The 16,440-nt window shown below is 69.0% G+C and carries 15 protein-coding genes and 1 pseudogene; 8 read left to right on the top strand and 8 right to left on the bottom strand.

The features are described from left to right. Both AB0M47_RS25075 and AB0M47_RS25070 read right to left on the bottom strand, forming a co-directional pair. Window positions 1–117, bottom strand: a pseudogene (locus tag AB0M47_RS25075) (pseudaminic acid synthase); the annotation flags it as partial. Window positions 118–122: 5 nt separating this feature from the next. Beyond that, window positions 123–632, bottom strand: coding sequence for a GNAT family N-acetyltransferase (locus AB0M47_RS25070; RefSeq protein WP_363418209.1), 510 nt, complete (start codon window positions 630–632; stop codon window positions 123–125). Between the two features lie 181 nt (window positions 633–813). On the opposite strand from AB0M47_RS25070, the gene AB0M47_RS25065 reads away from it, so the two are divergent. From AB0M47_RS25065 to AB0M47_RS25050, 4 genes are read left to right on the top strand one after another with little or no spacing between them, the layout of a single operon-like run. Then, a complete protein-coding gene (locus AB0M47_RS25065) occupies window positions 814–1,743 on the top strand; it encodes an ABC transporter ATP-binding protein (RefSeq protein WP_363418207.1) in 930 nt (309 codons plus the stop codon). Further along, complete coding sequence (locus AB0M47_RS25060) at window positions 1,736–2,614, top strand: ABC transporter permease subunit (protein ID WP_363418206.1); 879 nt, start codon at window positions 1,736–1,738, stop codon at window positions 2,612–2,614. The genes AB0M47_RS25065 and AB0M47_RS25060 overlap by 8 nt, the downstream gene beginning before the upstream one ends. Continuing rightward, a complete protein-coding gene (locus AB0M47_RS25055; protein ID WP_253756234.1) occupies window positions 2,611–3,522 on the top strand; it encodes an ABC transporter ATP-binding protein in 912 nt (303 codons plus the stop codon). The genes AB0M47_RS25060 and AB0M47_RS25055 overlap by 4 nt, the downstream gene beginning before the upstream one ends. Window positions 3,523–3,536: 14 nt before the next feature. Next, window positions 3,537–4,250, top strand: a complete 714-nt coding sequence (locus tag AB0M47_RS25050; protein ID WP_253756236.1) for an ABC transporter permease subunit — start codon at window positions 3,537–3,539, stop codon at window positions 4,248–4,250. Between the two features lie 76 nt (window positions 4,251–4,326). On the opposite strand, the gene AB0M47_RS25045 is transcribed toward AB0M47_RS25050, so the two are convergent. From AB0M47_RS25045 to AB0M47_RS25030, 4 genes are all read right to left on the bottom strand, one after another. After that, window positions 4,327–5,715, bottom strand: coding sequence for a GH1 family beta-glucosidase (locus AB0M47_RS25045; protein ID WP_363418203.1), 1,389 nt, complete (start codon window positions 5,713–5,715; stop codon window positions 4,327–4,329). Further along, the gene (locus tag AB0M47_RS25040; RefSeq protein WP_363418216.1) at window positions 5,712–6,536 is read right to left on the bottom strand and encodes a carbohydrate ABC transporter permease; all 825 of its coding nucleotides are present in this window, start codon (window positions 6,534–6,536) and stop codon (window positions 5,712–5,714) included. The genes AB0M47_RS25045 and AB0M47_RS25040 overlap by 4 nt, the downstream gene beginning before the upstream one ends. Before the next feature lie 83 nt (window positions 6,537–6,619). Continuing rightward, window positions 6,620–7,519 (bottom strand): sugar ABC transporter permease, encoded by a 900-nt coding sequence (locus AB0M47_RS25035; RefSeq protein ID WP_253763634.1) that lies wholly within the window; start codon window positions 7,517–7,519, stop codon window positions 6,620–6,622. A 144-nt stretch (window positions 7,520–7,663) separates the two neighbouring features. Then, window positions 7,664–8,935, bottom strand: a complete 1,272-nt coding sequence (locus AB0M47_RS25030) for an extracellular solute-binding protein (RefSeq protein WP_363418201.1) — start codon at window positions 8,933–8,935, stop codon at window positions 7,664–7,666. 327 nt (window positions 8,936–9,262) lie between these two features. Between AB0M47_RS25030 and AB0M47_RS25025 the strand changes: the two genes are divergently transcribed. Both AB0M47_RS25025 and AB0M47_RS25020 read left to right on the top strand, forming a co-directional pair. Then, a complete protein-coding gene (locus AB0M47_RS25025) occupies window positions 9,263–11,128 on the top strand; it encodes a ricin-type beta-trefoil lectin domain protein (RefSeq protein ID WP_363418199.1) in 1,866 nt (621 codons plus the stop codon). Window positions 11,129–11,363: 235 nt separating this feature from the next. Continuing rightward, window positions 11,364–12,587 (top strand): ROK family protein, encoded by a 1,224-nt coding sequence (locus AB0M47_RS25020; RefSeq protein ID WP_363418197.1) that lies wholly within the window; start codon window positions 11,364–11,366, stop codon window positions 12,585–12,587. 2 nt (window positions 12,588–12,589) lie between these two features. On the opposite strand, the gene AB0M47_RS25015 is transcribed toward AB0M47_RS25020, so the two are convergent. After that, on the bottom strand, window positions 12,590–13,111 hold the full coding sequence (locus AB0M47_RS25015; protein WP_363418196.1) for a MarR family transcriptional regulator: 522 nt from the start codon (window positions 13,109–13,111) through the stop codon (window positions 12,590–12,592). 39 nt (window positions 13,112–13,150) lie between these two features. Between AB0M47_RS25015 and AB0M47_RS25010 the strand changes: the two genes are divergently transcribed. Further along, entirely contained in the window at window positions 13,151–14,059 is a 909-nt protein-coding gene (locus AB0M47_RS25010) for an EamA family transporter (protein ID WP_363418194.1), read from the top strand. 6 nt (window positions 14,060–14,065) lie between these two features. Here the strand turns inward: AB0M47_RS25010 and AB0M47_RS25005 are convergent, their stop codons facing one another. Further along, on the bottom strand, window positions 14,066–15,310 hold the full coding sequence (locus AB0M47_RS25005; RefSeq protein WP_363418192.1) for a family 16 glycosylhydrolase: 1,245 nt from the start codon (window positions 15,308–15,310) through the stop codon (window positions 14,066–14,068). 115 nt (window positions 15,311–15,425) lie between these two features. On the opposite strand from AB0M47_RS25005, the gene AB0M47_RS25000 reads away from it, so the two are divergent. Further along, complete coding sequence (locus tag AB0M47_RS25000; RefSeq protein ID WP_363418191.1) at window positions 15,426–16,433, top strand: lactonase family protein; 1,008 nt, start codon at window positions 15,426–15,428, stop codon at window positions 16,431–16,433. Window positions 16,434–16,440: the final 7 nt, after the last annotated feature.

The following is a 16,440-nucleotide window of genomic DNA, read 5'->3' as shown; positions in this document are numbered from 1 at the left end:
GGCGACCGCGTCGACGATCTGCAACGCCCGGTCCAGGGAACCGTTGTGGTTGCCCGACATCTCGGCGATGATGAACGGCCGATGCCCCGGCCCGATCAGATGGTCACCGATCTTGATCTCGGTCACTTCGTCTTCCCCTTCTTCCGGTCGGCCGCGCTCAGCTCGGTCCAGACCACTTCCTGCGGAACCCCGTCGACCTCGCGCTCGTAACGCCGGGTCTCGGTGAATCCCATCCGTTTGTGCAACTGCAACACCGGGGTGTTCCAGGCGAGCGTCTCGCCGCCGATCAGGTCGGCCTGGAGCACGTCGAAGGCGTACGCGACGGCGTCGGACTCCAGCTGCACCCAGGCCGGCAGGAGATCCCGCCCGAGACCCTCGTTGTCGAGGTAGAACCCCCAGACGACGCCCTCCTCGGCGGCGTTCCGGGCGTCGAAGCTGACCACTCCGGCCGGCTTCCCGCGCCACTCGAAGATCAGCACTTTCCGCTCGGAGTCCTGGGCGACGGCAGCCCACCAGGCGGCGTGCTCGGCCGGGCGGATCTCATGCGTCGTGAAGCTCACCTTGCGTACTTCGGGGTGATTGCGCCAGGTCAGGACGATGTCCCGGTCGGAATCGGTCGCGTCGCGCAGCACCCGACGATCCTAGCCCGGCAGTCTCTCCCGGCGTTCCGCCGGGCCGTTTCATGATCATGGTCAGATCCGTGTCGCCATGGCAGCGTGAAAATGACCCTGATCAAGGAGGACGCCCCCTAGGGGCCGAAATCCGTAGCTTGCCGGATCACGAGACTCCCAGGGAACGCCTAGCCTCAACCGCGTGACACTGATCGCGACCGAGTCGCTCACCAAGCGCTACGCGAACGGCGTACTGGCGCTCAGCGAATTCACGGTCCAGGTGCAGCCCGGCGTCGTCGGGCTCGTCGGCGCCAACGGGGCCGGCAAGTCGACGCTGATCAAGATCCTGCTGGGTCTGGTCGAGCCGACCGCCGGCGGCGTACGCGTGCTGGGCCTGGATCCGAAGACGGAGGCGGAGAAGATCCGCGCCCGGGTCGGCTACATGCCGGAGCACGACACGTTGCCGCCGGACCTGGCCGCGGCCGAGTTCGTGACGCACATGGCCCGCATGAGCGGGCTGCCGAAGGTGGCCGCGCGGGAGCGGGCTTCCGAGGCGCTGCGCCACGTCGGCCTCTACGAGGAGCGGTTCCGCCAGATCGGCGGCTACTCCACCGGCATGAAGCAGCGGGTCAAGCTGGCCCAGGCGCTCGTGCACGACCCCGATCTGCTGCTGCTGGACGAGCCGACCAACGGGCTCGACCCGGCCGGGCGGGACGCCATGCTCGGGCTGATCCACCGGATCGGCAGCGAGTTCGGCATCTCCCTCGTGGTCTGCTCGCACCTGCTCGGCGAGGTCGAGCGGATCTGTGACTCATTGGTCGCGATCGACGGCGGCCGGTTGTTGCGCGCCGACAGCGTGGCGACCATGACGACCGTCAGCGACGTGCTGGCCGTGGAGGTCTCCGAGGGGCAGCCGGAGCTTGCGGCCGCGCTGCGTGCCCAAGGGCTGCCGGTCCGCGAGGAGTCGCACCTCATTCTGGTGCCGCTGGCCGGCGACGGCACCTACGACCAGATCATCGGCGAGGTGGCTCGGCTGGATATGCCGTTGCACCGGCTGGACCTGCGCCGCCACCGCATCGCGGAACTCTTCGCGACCGCTTCTCCGACCGGACAGGAGGCCGCCGATGTCTGAGTCGGGCGTCATCCATGACATCGGCTATCAGCGCTATTCCGGGCCGCGGCTCGGCCGCGGGTATGCCGTGCGCTCGCTCTACGTGCACAGCCTGCGGACCGCGTTCGGTTTCGGCCGCAGTGCCAAAGCCAAGATCTTCCCGTGGTTCGCCGCCGGAATCGCGCTGCTCGTGGCCGTGATCGTCACAGCGGTACGCGCGCAGGCGGGCCGCCCGGTGCTCTCCTACACCTCGTACGCCGACGCGATCTCGATCCTCGTCGTGTTGTTCTGCGCGGTCATCGGCCCCGAGTTGGTCTCCCGGGATCTGCGCTCCGGAGTGTTGCCGCTCTACTTCTCCCGGCCGATGACCCGGGCGGATTACGCACTGGCGAAGCTGGCCGCGACGGTGTCGGCGGCGTGGCTCTTGCTGGCGATGCCGCTGACCATCATGTTCCTCGGTGGAGCGTTCGGGGCGGGCGGCGCGAAGGAGATCTGGACCGAGATCGGCCGGTACGCCGCCGGCCTCGGCTACGCCGCGCTGTACGCGCTGCTCTTCGGCGCGATCGCGACGCTGGTCGGGTCGCTGGCCAGCCGACGGGCGGTGGCCGCGGCGATCATCGCGGGCTTCTTCCTCATGACCTCGGCGGTGGCCGGGGTGGTCTCCGGCATCGCCTTCGCCACGGACAGCACGACGTTGCAGCACGCGTTCGGCCTGCTGAGCCCGGCGACGCTGCTCCAAGGCGTACATGCGTGGGCGATCGCCGATCAGCCCGGCGACCTCGAAACCATCCCGGTGGGCAACCTCGGCCCGGTCTACGGCCTGGTCCTCGTGGCCGCGATCGCGGTGTGCACCCTCCTCCTGCTGGCCCGCTACCGGAAGGTGGCCCGATGAAGGTCGAACTCGACGGCGTATCCAAGTGGTACGGCAACCTCGTCGCCGTCAACGACATCTCGATGGTCCTGGCGCCCGGCGTGACCGGTCTGCTCGGCCCGAACGGCGCGGGCAAGACGACCGTGCTGCACATGATGGCCGGTTTCCTCGCCCCGTCCCGGGGTCAGGTGCTGGTCGACGGGCAACCGTCGTGGCGCAACCCGCCCGTGTACGGCAAGCTCGGGCTCGTCAGTGAGCGGGAGGCGGTGCACGGCTTCCTCACGGCGTACGAGTTCGTGCTGGCCAGCGCGAAGATGCAGCGGCTACCCGACCCGGCCGCCGCCGCGCGCCGGGCGTTGGACCTGGTCGAGATGACCCCGGCGCAGGACCGGCGGATCGAGACCTACTCCAAGGGCATGCGCCAGCGGACCCGGGTGGCGGCGGCGCTGGTGCACGATCCGGCGGTGCTCCTGCTCGACGAGCCGTTCAACGGCATGGACCCCCGGCAGCGGCTGCACATGATGGAGTTGCTGCACCGGATGGGCGAACAGGGCCGCACGGTGCTGTTCAGCTCGCACATCCTGGAGGAGGTCGAGCAGGTCTCCGGCACGGTGCAGGTGATCGTGGCGGGGCGGCTGGCCGCCTCGGGCGACTTCCGCAGCATCCGGCGGCTGATGACGAACCGCCCGCACGTCTTCACCATCCAGTCCAGTGACGACCGCCGGCTGGCGGTGGCGCTGATGGGTGAGGCGTCGGTGGCGGGCGTCGACGTCGACGCGAAACTCGGCCTGACGGTGCGCGCGTCCGACTACGGGACGTTCACCCGCTCGCTGCCGAAGATCGCCCTGTCGACGGGCGTCCGGGTGCACCGGCTGATCCCCGCCGACGAGTCCCTGGAGAGCGTCTTCTCCTATCTGATCGCGGCCTGATTGCGGAGTACGCCATGAATCTCACCATCGCATCGATCACCTTGCGTGGTCTTCTCGGCCGCGCCCGGTTCCTCTGGCTGCTGCCGCTGCCCTTGGTCATGCTGGGGCTGGCCTGGCTGGCCGACGCGCTCGGCGCGGCTCCGGAGGACTGGACCGGGCCGATCGTCGGCGGGCTCGGCATCGCCGTCGTCCTGCCGGTGATGGCCCTGATCGTCGGGACCGGCGTGCTCGGCTCCGAGATCGACGACGGGACCGTCGTGCACATCCTGACCAAGCCGTTGCCCCGCCGGGAGATCATCCTCGCCAAGCTCGCCGTCGCCACCGGGGTCACCGCCCTGGTCGCCGGGGTGCCGCTGTTCCTGGTGGGCCTGATGTCCGACGGCGTACGCCTCGGCCTCGGGCTGTTCGTCGCCGCCATCGCGGGGTCGCTCGCGTACTGCGCGTTGTTCCTGGCGCTGAGTCTGCTCACGCGGCGGCCGGTGCTCGTCGGGCTCGCGTACGTGCTGCTCTGGGAGGGCCTGCTGGGCAACCTGCTCAAGGGCACCCGGCTGCTGTCCGTCCAGCAGAACGTCGTCGCGCTGGCCGACGCGATCTCCGGATCGGACCTGGTCAAGGGCACCATCTCGACCCCGTTCGCGATCGGCGCGCTCGCCGTCTTCGCGATCGGCGGGACCTGGCTGGCGGTCGACCGGCTGCGCTCGTTCAGCGTGGCGGGCGAGACGTCCTGACGTCACAGCAGACAGAACAGGGGCGGCGTCCGCGAGAACGCCGCCCCTGTTCGGTTACCCCCTCACCGGGAACCTTCTAGAGCGAGTTGGTCGAGATGACGCGGCGGTACCACCGCGCGCTCTCCTTCAGCCGCCGCTCCTGGGTGGCGTAGTCCACGTGGACGAGGCCGAACCGCTTGTCATAGCCGTACGCCCACTCGAAGTTGTCGAGCAGTGACCAGGCGAGGTAGCCCCGCAGGTCGACGCCGTCGGTGACGGCCCGGTGCGCGGCCCGCAGGTGCGAGGCGAGGAACCCGATCCGCTCGGTGTCCTCGATCTCGTCGCCGACCACGACGTCCGGGAAGGACGCGCCGTTCTCGGTGATGATGATCGGCGTCTTCACGTAGTCCCCGCCGAGCCGCTTGAGCAGCACGTGCAGGCCGTCCGGGTCGATCGGCCAGTCCATCCCGGTCCGGGGCAGGTCGGGGTCGAGGAACTCCACGCCCTCCGTGCCCGGGAACTGCGCCGAGCCCGGCTCGCCGACCTTCGCCGCGACCAGCGTCGGCATGTAGTAGTTCACGCCGAGGAAGTCGATCGGGGCGTTGATCGTCGCGAGGTCGCCCTCCTGGATGTGCGTACCGCCGGTGAACCGCTCGACGACCTCCAGCATGTCGGCCGGGTAGCGGCCGAGCAGCAGCGGATCGAGGAAGATCCGGTTGTGCAGGCCGTCGACCCGCGCCGCCGCCTCCACGTCGTGCCGGTCGCGGGCGTCCCGGGGGAACACCGGGCTGAGGTTCACCGTCACCGACACCTCGCGGGCGCCGGCTTCGCGCAGCCGCCGGGCCGCCAGCCCGTGGCCCAGCATCAGATGGTGGGCGGCCCGGAAGGCGGCGGCCGGTTCGGTACGCCCAGGAGCGTGGTTGCCGGAGGCGTACCCGAGGAACGCCGAGCACCACGGTTCGTTGAGCGTCGTCCACGTCGGTACGCGGTCGCCGAGCCGCAGGTACGCCGCGATGGCGTAGTCGGCGAAGGCGTCCGCGGTCGCCCGGTTGGTCCAGCCGCCCCGGTCCTCCAGGATCTGCGGCAGATCCCAGTGGTAGAGGGTGGCCATCGGGGCGATGCCGGCTTCGAGCAGCTCGTCGACGAGCCGGTCGTAGAAGTCCAGCCCGCGGGGGTTCATCGGGCCGGTGCCGTCGGGGATCACCCGCGGCCAGGCGATGGAGAACCGGTAGGTGCCCACCCCCAGCTCTCGCATGATCGCCACGTCGTCGGCGTACCGGTGGTAGTGGTCGCACGCGACGTCGCCGGTGTGCCCGCCGTCCACGAGTCCCGGCGTACGCGAGAACGTGTCCCAGATGGAGGGAGTGCGCCCGTCCTCGCGGGCGGCGCCCTCGATCTGGTACGCCGCCGTCGCGACGCCCCAGCGGAAGCCCACCGGGAAGGTGACGGAGGCGGAGGCCTCGGTGCGGTCCTGGGTCGTTGTCATCCTTTGAGGGCTCCTTGCATGATTCCGTGGATGATCTGCTTGCCCAGCAGCGCGAACACGACGATCAGGGGCATCGTCGCGAGGGCGGCGCCGGTCAGGGTCAGCGAGTAGTCCGTGATGTATCCACTCGCGACGGTGGACAGGGAGACCTGGACGGTGGGGTTCTCCGGGGTGAGGACGACCAGGGGCCAGAAGAAGTCGTTCCAGGCGTTCATGAAGGTCAGCATGCCCAGCACCGCCGCGGCCGGCCGGGCGATCGGCAGGACGACGTGCCAGAACAGGCCCAGGGTGGTGCACCCGTCGACTCGGCCGGCCTCCAGCAGTTCGGTCGGGACGGCGGAGGACAGGAACTGCGACATGAAGAACACGCCGAACGCGCTGACCAGGCTGGGCGCGATGACGGCGTACAGCGTGTCGATCAGCTGCCACTTGGCCATCAGGATGTACAGCGGGATGACGCCGAGCTGGCTCGGCACCATCATCGTCGCGATGACCCCGACGTAGAGCACGGGCCGGCCACGGAAACGCAGTTTGGCGAAGGCGAATCCGGCCAGCGAGGAGAACAGCACGACGCTGAAGGTGATGACCGAGGAGACGATCACCGAGTTGATCAGCGCTTTGCCGAAGGCGACGGTGTCGAAGACCCGGCGGATGTTCTCGACCAGGTGCGTACCGGGGAACAGCGGCGGCGGCACCTGGCCGAGCGCCGAGTTGTCCATCGAGGCGACGATGAGGCTGTAGTACAGCGGGAACGCCGAGAAGAACAGGAACGCGATCAGGGTCAGGTAGGTCAGCGGGTGCGCCCGCCGGATGAACCCGATCGGGCGTACGCGGGTCTTCTCCTTGTAGACCTCGCTCACCGGGCGGCGGGTCCGGGGCGGGACGGTGGGCGTCGTGGCCGACATCAGGCCCTCCGGATGCGTCGGGTGAGCAGGAAGTTCAGCATCGCGGCGAGGACGATGACGAGGAACATGAGCCAGGCGGTCGCCGAGGCGTAGCCGAAGTCGAACCGGCCGAAGCCTGCCTGGTAGAGGTAGAGCGCCAGGGTCTGGAACTGCCCGTCGGAGCCGCCGGTGAGGCCGCCCCCGCCGAACAGCAGCGGTTCGGCGAAGACCTGGAGACCGCCGATGGTGGAGACGATGACGGTGAAGATGATGGTGGGCCGGATCGACGGGATGGTGATCCGCCACAGGCGCTGCATCGAGGTGGCGCCGTCGAGGATCGCGGCCTCGTGCAGCGAGTCCGGCACGGCCTGCATCGCGGCTAGGTAGATCAGCGCGTTGTAGCCGGTCCAGCGCCAGATGATCATCGCCGAGATGGCGATATGGGAGGTGGCCGTGCCGGCCTGCCAGTCGATGTGACCGATGCCGAACTGGCCGAGGACCCAGTTGATCATGCCGTAGTCCCGGCCGAAGAGCTGGCCGAAGATGATCGCGACGGCGACCACGCTGGTCACGTTGGGCAGCAACAGCCCGGTACGCCACAGCGTCTGGCCGCGGAGCCGGTTGTTGAGGATGTGCGCGAGCAGGATGGCGAACAGCAGCTGCGGAACGGTCGAGATGACCCAGATCGACGCGGTGTTGCCGAGCGCGTTCCAGAAGAGCGAGTCCGCGAAGAGAGCCTTGTAGTTCGCCAGTCCGACGAAGGGATGCTCGTCTTCCAGCAGGCTCCAGTCGTGCAGCGACACCCAGGCCGTGTAGACCAGCGGGAACGCGCCCAACAGTCCGAACAGAAGGTAGAACGGCGAGATGTAGAGGTAGGGCGAGGCCTTCACATCCGCCCGGTGCAGCCACGATTTCACCAGGGGCTCCTCGGGTGTTTCAACGGGACGACCTGCGGGATGACCGGCCCCGGTCCGGGCGTCTGGACCAGGGCCGGAGCCGGGCTGAACCTCTGAGGTGCGCCTCTCGGGTCAGCCGCCAGAGGTTCAGTCCAGTCAGGGGTGGCGTCAGACGATCTTCTTGATCTCCTCCAGCGCCTGCTTCCAGGCGGCGTCGGGTGTCTGCTTGCCCTGCTCCACGCGGGTCAGGCCGTTCTGGATGGCGGTGTTGATGTCACCGGCCTTCGGCCCGAGGTACTGCGCCTTCATCGTCGTGATCGACTCGGAGAAGATCTTGCCGACCGGCGCGTTGTTGAAGAACGGGTTCTTGAAGTCGGTGATGACCGGGTCCTGGTACAGCGTCACGGTCGAGGGGAAGTTGCCGGCCTTGCGGAAGACCTTGGCCTGCTGCTCCGGGCTGGTCAGCCACTTCGCCAGCTCGTACGCCTCCTTCTGGTGCTTGCCCTGCTTGGGCAGGGTCAGGAAGGAGCCGCCCCAGTTGCCGCCGCCGCCGGGGATCTTCGCGATGTCCCACTTGCCGGCCGCGTCCTTGGCCTGCTCCTGGATGTACGCCATCATCCAGGACGGGCAGGCGATGGTCGCGAACCGTCCCTTCTGGAATCCGGCGTTCCAGTCGGCCGACCAGGCGGCGATCTTCGCCGACAGACCCGCGTTGATCGCCTCGACGGTCTTGTCGAAGGCGGCGCGCACCGACGGGTTGGTCTCGACGATCACGTTGTCCTGGTTGTCGTACAGGCCCTGGTCGAACTGGCCGAGCACGGAGCGGTACATGACGGTCGGGCCGTCCATGAAGGCGGAGTTGGGCAGCTTCGCGGCGGCGTACTTCTTGCCGGCGGTGATGTAGCCGTCCCAGTCCTTCCACAGCGCCGAGACCTGCTCACGATCGGTGGGCAGGCCGGCCTTGGCGAACAGGTCGGTGCGGTAGCACATGGCCAGGCCGCCGACGTCGGTGCCGAAGCCGATCTGGGCGCCGTTCTTGCCGACCGAGGTCTGCCACTTCCAGTCCGGCCACTGCGCCTTGAGGTCGTTGGCGCCGAGGTCGCTCAGGTTCACGAACTTGTCGGGCGTGGCCTTGAACTGGCCGATCCAGCCCTCTTCGATCGCCTCGATGTCGGCCGCGCCCTGTCCGGTCGCCAGGTGCGCCGCGAGGTTCTTGTGGTGGTCCTCGGCCTTGGTGACCCGCTCGGTGATCTCGATGTCCGGGTGGGCCTTCATGTATTCGGCGTAGAGGTCCTTGTATCCGAACTCGCCGAACGTCGCGACGACGAGCTTGACCTTGCCGCCGCTGCCGGAGCCACCCTTGTCGTCGCCGCACGCGGCGACTCCGGCGAGCAGTGCCACGGAGAGCGCCGCGGCACCGATCTTGTGCAGGTTGCGCATCAACTCCACCCCTTCACGGGCGCGTTCAAGAGGAACTCTGCGGGGGAGACCCGGTGAGCTTTCGGAGCGTGATAGAGCGCTCTCCGGGCTTATTTCGTGATGCGATTTAAGGCCCGATCCTTCGGCGTGTCAAGCGTTGACTTATTCGGAACACCGTGTTTACAGTTCCGACCACAGAAGGTTCCATCGATGGATGTCGGGCAGGACATCGCGATGGCGACTGGGTGGCGGGCCCGTGAGCTGCGGGTTTCCTGCGAGGTGCGCCGTGCCTGCTGCGCGGGACGGCGAAGGCCGTCACCGCCGGATCCCCCGCAGAAAGGCACATCCATGTCTTCGTTCAGGACGGGAAGCATCCCCAGACTGGCCGCGCTCGGGTCCCTCGTCGTGGTCGCCGGGTTGCTCGGACCCGTACCGGCCCAGGCCGCCGGTGAAAGCGTGAACATCTGGCTGACGACCACCTCAGACTCCGGCGGCCGCACGGTCACCCGAGGACTTCAGCAGCAGACGCCGGTGGCGTACGCGGCGAGCAGCCCGGCCGGCAGCCAGACCGTCACCGTCAACGAGAACGTGACCTACCAGCAGTTCGAGGGCGGGGGCGCGTCCTTCACCGACACGGCGGCGTACCTGCTCGACGGCGGCGTCCTCAGCACGGCCACCCGGGACGACGTCATGCGCAAGCTCTTCTCCCCCACCGACGGGATCGGGCTGAGCTTCCTGCGCAATCCGATGGGCGCCTCGGACCTCGCCCGCTACAACTACTCGTACGACGACACCTGTTGCGACCTGAACGACTTCTCGATCAGTCACGACCTCGCCGACGTCGTGCCGCTGACCAAGCAGGCGCGCCAGCTCAACCCCAACGGCGTCAAGCTGATGATGGTCCCGTGGAGCGCGCCGGCCTGGATGAAGGACAACGACAACTTCATCGACCAGGGCTGGCTGATGTCGCAGTACTACCCGGCGTACGCCCAGTATTTCGTCAAGACCCTCCAGGCGTACGAGGCGCAGGGGATCCACGTCGACTACATCTCGGTGCAGAACGAGCCGACCTGCTGCGGCGCCGGGACCACGTACGCCTCGATGAACTGGAACGGCAGCGGCCTGCAGTACTTCATGAAGACCAACCTGTGGCCGGCGCTGCGGGCGGCCGGGCTGACGACGAAGACGCTGGTGCTCGACTACAACTGGGGCAACTACAACGACCTGGGCTCGGTCCCGCTGGCCGACTCCGCCGTACGCGGTGACTCCCTGTTCGGCGGCATCGCCTGGCACGGCTACGGCGGCGACGTCAACCTGCAGACGACGATCCACAACCAGTACCCGAGCGTGAACGCGTACATGACGGAGCACTCGGGCGGCACCTGGATCGCCAATCAGCAGACCGAGGACATGCTCAACATGATCGACTACACCCGGAACTGGGACCGGTCCTGGGTGAAGTGGAGCCTGGCGGTCGACCAGAACCACGGACCGCACTCGGGCGGCTGCGGCACCTGCACCGGCCTCGTCACCGTCCACAACGGAGACTCCCGCAGCGGGCAGGTCGACTACACGATCGAGTACTACACGATGGGACACCTGACGAAGTTCGTGAAGCCGGGCGCGGTCCGGATCGACTCCAGCGCCAACAGCTCGGTCCCGAACGTCGCCTGGAAGAACCCGGACGGCAGCAAGGCGCTCATCGCGTACAACAACACGGGCAGCACGCAGACTGTGAAGGTCAACTGGGGCGCGCAGTCGTTCACCTATAGTCTGCCCACCAAGACGTCGGCCACCTTCACCTGGTCCGGTACGCAGTCCGGCGGCGGCAGCCGGGTCGGCGCCATCACCGGATACGGCGGCAAGTGCGTGGACGTGGCCGCCGCGAACTCCGCCAACGGCACCCAGGTCCAGCTGTACGCCTGCAACGGCACGAGCGCGCAGCAATGGACCGTCGGCACCGACGGCACCATCCGGGCGCTGGGCAAGTGCCTGGACGTCGCCAGCGGCGGCACGGCGAACGGCACCAAGGTCCAGATCTGGGACTGCAACGGCTCAGCCGCCCAGCAATGGACCTACTCGGCGGCGAACGATCTGGTGAACCCCCAGGCGAACAAGTGCCTCGACGCCACGGGGCCCAGCTCGGCCGACGGGACCCCGCTCCAGATCTGGGCGTGCGGCGGCACCGCCAACCAGAAGTGGACGCTCCCCTGAGCTAGCGGAAACGAAAGGCGCCCGCTCGACCGGTCCGAAGGCAGAGACCGGTCGCGCGGGCGCCGTTTTCGTCGTGTGCGACGCGCTCGGGGCGAGGTGGTTCCGAGACATCTACACGCCTCTACTTTGAGACTTATTTCATATCATAAAATCAAGGTCTGGGGCATGCTGAGACGTTCCTCGAACGCAGAGGTGGGTTGCACACATGGTGGCGAGACGGGCGACGGTGCGTGACATGCGCCGGTCGAACAGGGCAGTCCTGCTCTCGAAGATCTACCTGGACGGGCCGCTGAGCCGGCATGAGCTGACGCAGCTCACCTCGCTGTCCCCCGCGAGCGTGAGCACGCTGGTCGCCGAGTTCCTGGAGGAAGGCCTGGTCGAGGAGGCCGGCTCGGTCGAGTCCGACGGCGGCCGCCCGCGCGTGCTGCTGCGGGTCGCGCCCAGCTTCGGCCACGTCATCGGGGTCGACGTCGGCGAGACACGGGTGACCGTCGAGCTCTTCGACATGTCGATGGCGGCCCTGGCCAAGGCCGACTACCCGCTCGAGCCCAACCAGCTCGAACCGCGCGTCACCGTCGAGCACATCCTCGAGGGCATCACCGCCGTCTGCGCCCAGGCCGGGGTGGATGAGTCCACTGTGCTCGGAGTCGGGGTGGCGTTCCCCGGGGTCGTCGACTCCGGCGAGGACGGCCTCGTCCACGCTCAGCACCTGGGCTGGGCGGACGGCGTACCCATCGGGACGATGCTGCGCGCGGGCACGCGGATTCCCGTCCACATCGACAACGGCGCGAAGACGCTGGGCCAGGCCGAGATGTGGTTCGGCGCGGGGCGTGGGGCCCAGCACGCGGTGATCGCGCTCGTCGGGTCGGGAGTCGGCGCGGCCGTCGTGGCCGACGGCGCGAGCTATCGCGGTTCGCGCAGCAGCGCGGGCGAGTGGGGCCACACGACGCTGGTCTACGGCGGGCGTCGCTGCCGGTGCGGCGCGCTCGGCTGCCTGGAGGCCTACGTCGGCGCCGAGGGCATTCTGGACCGCTACCGGGACGCGAACGGTCAGGGCGCGCCGGGGATCGACGAGGAGTCGGCGATCGGTGCGCTGATCGCGACGGCCGACTCGTCGCCCACCGCGCGCGAGGTCCTCACCCAGACCGTCGGCTATCTCGGCGCGGGCATCGCGACGCTGATCAACCTGTTCAACCCCGAGCGCATCGTGCTGGGCGGCTGGGCGGGCACCGCGCTCGGCGGCCGCTGGCTGCCGGAGATCCGGTCCGCCGCCGCCGAGCACGCCCTCAAGCTGCCGTTCGCCCAGACCACCATCACCCTGTGCGAACTCGGCCCAGATGCCGTGGCGCTCGGGGCGGCGACGCTTCCGGTCGCGCGGCTGCTCGCCGACGGCGGCTTGCGTCCCGCGGCGGTCGCTCAGTCAGCACTTGTACGCGGTCCACGCGTCCGCCGTTCGTAACGTCAGTCCGCCGCGTCCGGCGTCGGCAACGGCGACTCGAAACAGGCCAGCCAGGTGGTGAGCAACGACTCCAGCTGGCCGGCCTGCTCCGGGGTCAGCAGGTCGAGCAGCCGGCGTTCGTTGCGCATGTGCTCGGCGAACGCCTGGTCGATCAGGTCCCGGCCGGCGGGGGTGAGCGCGACCACCCGGCCGCGGCCGTCCGTCTGGCTCGGCCGCCGGGTGACCAGCCCACCGCGTTCGAGCCGGTCGATGCGTTTGGTCATCGCGCCGGTCGTGACCATGGTGTGCGCGGCCAGCTCGCCCGGCGCCCGTTCGAAGGGCTCGCCCGCGCGGCGCAGCGTGGCGAGGACGTCGAACTCGCCCTCCCCGAGACCGTATCGGCGATAGACGACGGTCAGCTGCTCGGTCAGCTCGCCGGCGAGCCGGTGCAACCGGCCGATGACGCCCTGCGGGGTCACGTCGAGATCCGGCCGCTCGCGGGCCCACGCCTGCTGGATGCGGGCCACGTGATCGAGTTCTGTCACCCCTACACAATAGCTTCCCGGGAAGCTAAACTAGCTTCCATGGAAGCTACATCGCGATGGGCGCTCGTCACCGCGATCGCGCCGGTGGCCTGGGGCTCGAACTACTTCGTCACCCACCAGTACCTCCCGGCCGACTCCCCGCTCTACGGGGCGGCGATCCGGGCGCTGCCCGCCGGACTGCTGCTCCTGCTCGTACGCCGGACGCTGCCGCGCGGTTCGTGGTGGTGGAAGTCGCTCGTCCTCGGCGTCCTGAATGTGGGCGCGTTCTTCGCCCTGATCTACGTGGCCGCCCAACTGCTGCCGACCAGCGTCGCGGCGACGATCATGGCCACGTCGCCGGTCGTCATGATGCTGATCGCGTGGGCGGCGGTGGCCGAGCGACCCAGAGTCGCCCAGCTGACCGGCGCGGGCGTCGGGATCGCCGGGGTCGGCCTGATGGTGCTCGACGGCGGAGCCGCGGTGAACGCCGGCGGCGTACTGGCTTCGGTGGCCGCGATGACCATGTCGTCGCTCGGCTACGTCCTCGCCAAGAAGTGGAGCGCCGACGTCGACGTGTTCTCCCTGACCTCGTGGCAGCTGATCGCCGGCGGACTGGCGCTCCTGCCCTTCGCGGTCGCGGTGGAGGGCGCACCACCCACTGTGGACGCTCCAGCCGTCCTGGGCTTCGCGTACGTGACGGTCGTCGCGACCGCCGTGGCCTTCGCGGCCTGGTTCACCGGGCTGCGGCACCTGAGCGCCGGAACGGTCGGGCTCGTGGGACTGCTGAACCCCATCACCGGGGTGCTGCTGGGCGCGGCCGTCGCCGGGGAGTCCCTCGGCATGCCCCAGATCCTCGGCATCGCCCTGGTCTTCGTCGGCATCCTGCTCGGGCAGCCGATCCTCCGCCCCTTCCTCCGCCGCGTACGCCGTCGGGCCGCCGGGCCGGCCGCTGGGCAGCCGGCCCGGTGACGGTGCTCAGGCGGGCAGGTTCCACTTCTGGTTGGCCCCGCCGCCACAGGTCCAGATCTGGAGCTGGGTGCCGTCGGCCGAGCTGACCCCGGCGGCGTCGAGGCACTTGTTGGACTGCGGATTCACCAGATCGCGCCCGGCGGTATAGGTCCACTTCTGGGCGGCGGTGCCGTTGCAGTCCCAGAGCTGGACCTTGGTGCCGTCGGCCGTGCCGCCGCTGGCGACGTCCAGGCACTTGCCGAGCGCCCGGATGGTGCCGTCGGTGCCGATGGTCCACTGCTGCGCGTTCGTGCCGTTGCAGGTCCACAGCTGGATCTTCGTCCCGTTCGCGGTGCCCGCCGACGCCACGTCGACGCACTTGCTCCCGTAGCCCGTGATCGGGCCGACACGGGTTCCGCCGGAGGTCCACGAGTAGACCCGGACGTAGTCGATCGTCATGGTCTGCGGGAAGACCGTCGACGCGTTCGGCGAACCGGGCCAGTTCCCGCCGACGGCGACGTTGAGGATCAGGAAGAACGGGTGGTCGAAGACCCACGGGTTGCCGTTGGTCTCGGCCGAGGTGTGCCGGGAGTACTGGATGCCGTCGACGTACCAGGTGACGGCGCCGGGCTCCCAGTCGACGGCGAAGGTGTGGAAGGCGTCGGCGAACGACTGCCCGCCGGGCAGCGTGTACCCGCCGCCGAGGCCGCAGCAGCCGGAGTACCCGGGACCGTGGATCGTGCCGTGCACAGTGGACGGCTCGAAGCCGACGTTCTCCATGATGTCGATCTCGCCGCTGTTCGGCCAGCCGACGCTGCCGATGTTGTCGCCGAGCATCCAGAACGCGGGCCAGAGTCCCTGCCCGCGCGGGATCTTCATCCGCGCCTCGAACCGCCCGTACGCCTGGGTGAACTTCCCCTGCGTCTTCAGGCGGGCGGAGGTGTACTGGCAACTGCCGTACCAGCAGCTGTACCCGGACGGATTGCCCTGACGGGCGGTGATCACGAGGTTGCCGTTGCCGTCGAGGGCGGCGTTGCTGGTGCTGGTGGTGTAGTACTCCAGCTCGTTGTTGCCCCAGCCGGCGCCGCCGACGTCGTACGCCCACCGGGCGGAGCTGGGCGCGGTGCCGGCCGCGCCGGTGAACTCGTCGGACCAGGTGAGCCCGCCGACCGCGGCCGCGGCCGGCGGCGCTGCCGGTGCGGTCGCCAGTCCGGCGGCGAGGGTGAGCGCGGCGCTCAGGGCGAGAGCACCACGTAACAGGGTTCGGGACATAGAAAGAACGCTATTCTTCACTAAATATTCTTGTCAATAAAAGTCCCGAACAAAGTGGGCGCCGGCTTTGAGGTAGTCGTCGATGCGCCTGATGATCAACCGGTACGCTGGCGGAATGCTGATCTACGTGGGCGCGTACACCTCGACCGGCGGCGGCATTCGCTGCTACGAACAGGACCCCTCGACCGGCGCGCTGACGGAGGTGCATCCCCCGGCGGCGGCGATCGATCCGTCCTTCCTGGCCTGGGACGCCACGAAGGCGAACCTGTACGCCGTCAGCGAGTCGACCGGCGGCGTCGAGGCGTACGCCCGCTCGGACCACGGTCTGCTGACCTCGCTCGGCCAGCAGTGGACCGGCGGCGCCGACCCCTGTCACCTGGTCGTCGACCCGACCGGTCAGTTCCTCGTGACCGCGAACTACAGCGGCGGCTCCGTCAGCGTCCACCCGATCGCACCAGACGGCTCCCTCAACAGCCGCCGCGATCTGCTGGAGCACGGCGGCAGCGGGCCCGACCCCGAGCGCCAGGAGGGCCCGCACGCGCACATGATCGCGTACCGGCCGTCGGGGAACTCGTTCTACGTCACCGATCTCGGCACCGATCAGATCCACGAGTACGCCCTGAGCGCCGACGGCGCGATCCTCCCCGTCCGCGCCATCGCCGCCGAGACGGGCAGCGGCCCCCGCCACATCGCCTTCCACCCCACCAGTGGCGCGGTCTACGTCTCCGGCGAACTGGATTCGAGCGTGCTCATCTATCAGCCGCAGGGCGACGGGCTGGTCCAGGTCGGCCGGATCCCCGCGACCGTCGAGCCGCCGACCGAGCGCAACTACCCCAGCCACATCGAATGCTCGGCGGACGGCCGGTTCGTCTACGTCGGCAACCGCGGCTCGGACTGCGTCACCGTCTTCTCGGTCACCCCGGACGGGCTGACCCCGGTGGCCGACGTGCCCGCGGGCGGCCGCTGGCCCCGGCACTTCGCGTTCGCCGGCGACTTCCTCTACATCGCCAACCAGTACGCCGGCACCGTCACGGCCGGGCGACTCGACCCGGCGACCGGCGTACCGGCGGCACCGGTGGTCGTCGCCCAGGTCGCCGAGGCCGCCTGCATCCTCCCCAGCTGACTTCCGG

The sequence above is a fragment of the Hamadaea sp. NPDC051192 genome (assembly GCF_040682475.1).
GTDB classification, from domain to species: Bacteria; Actinomycetota; Actinomycetes; order Mycobacteriales; family Micromonosporaceae; genus Hamadaea; species Hamadaea flava.
This window is presented reverse-complemented; position numbering and strand designations above follow the sequence as displayed.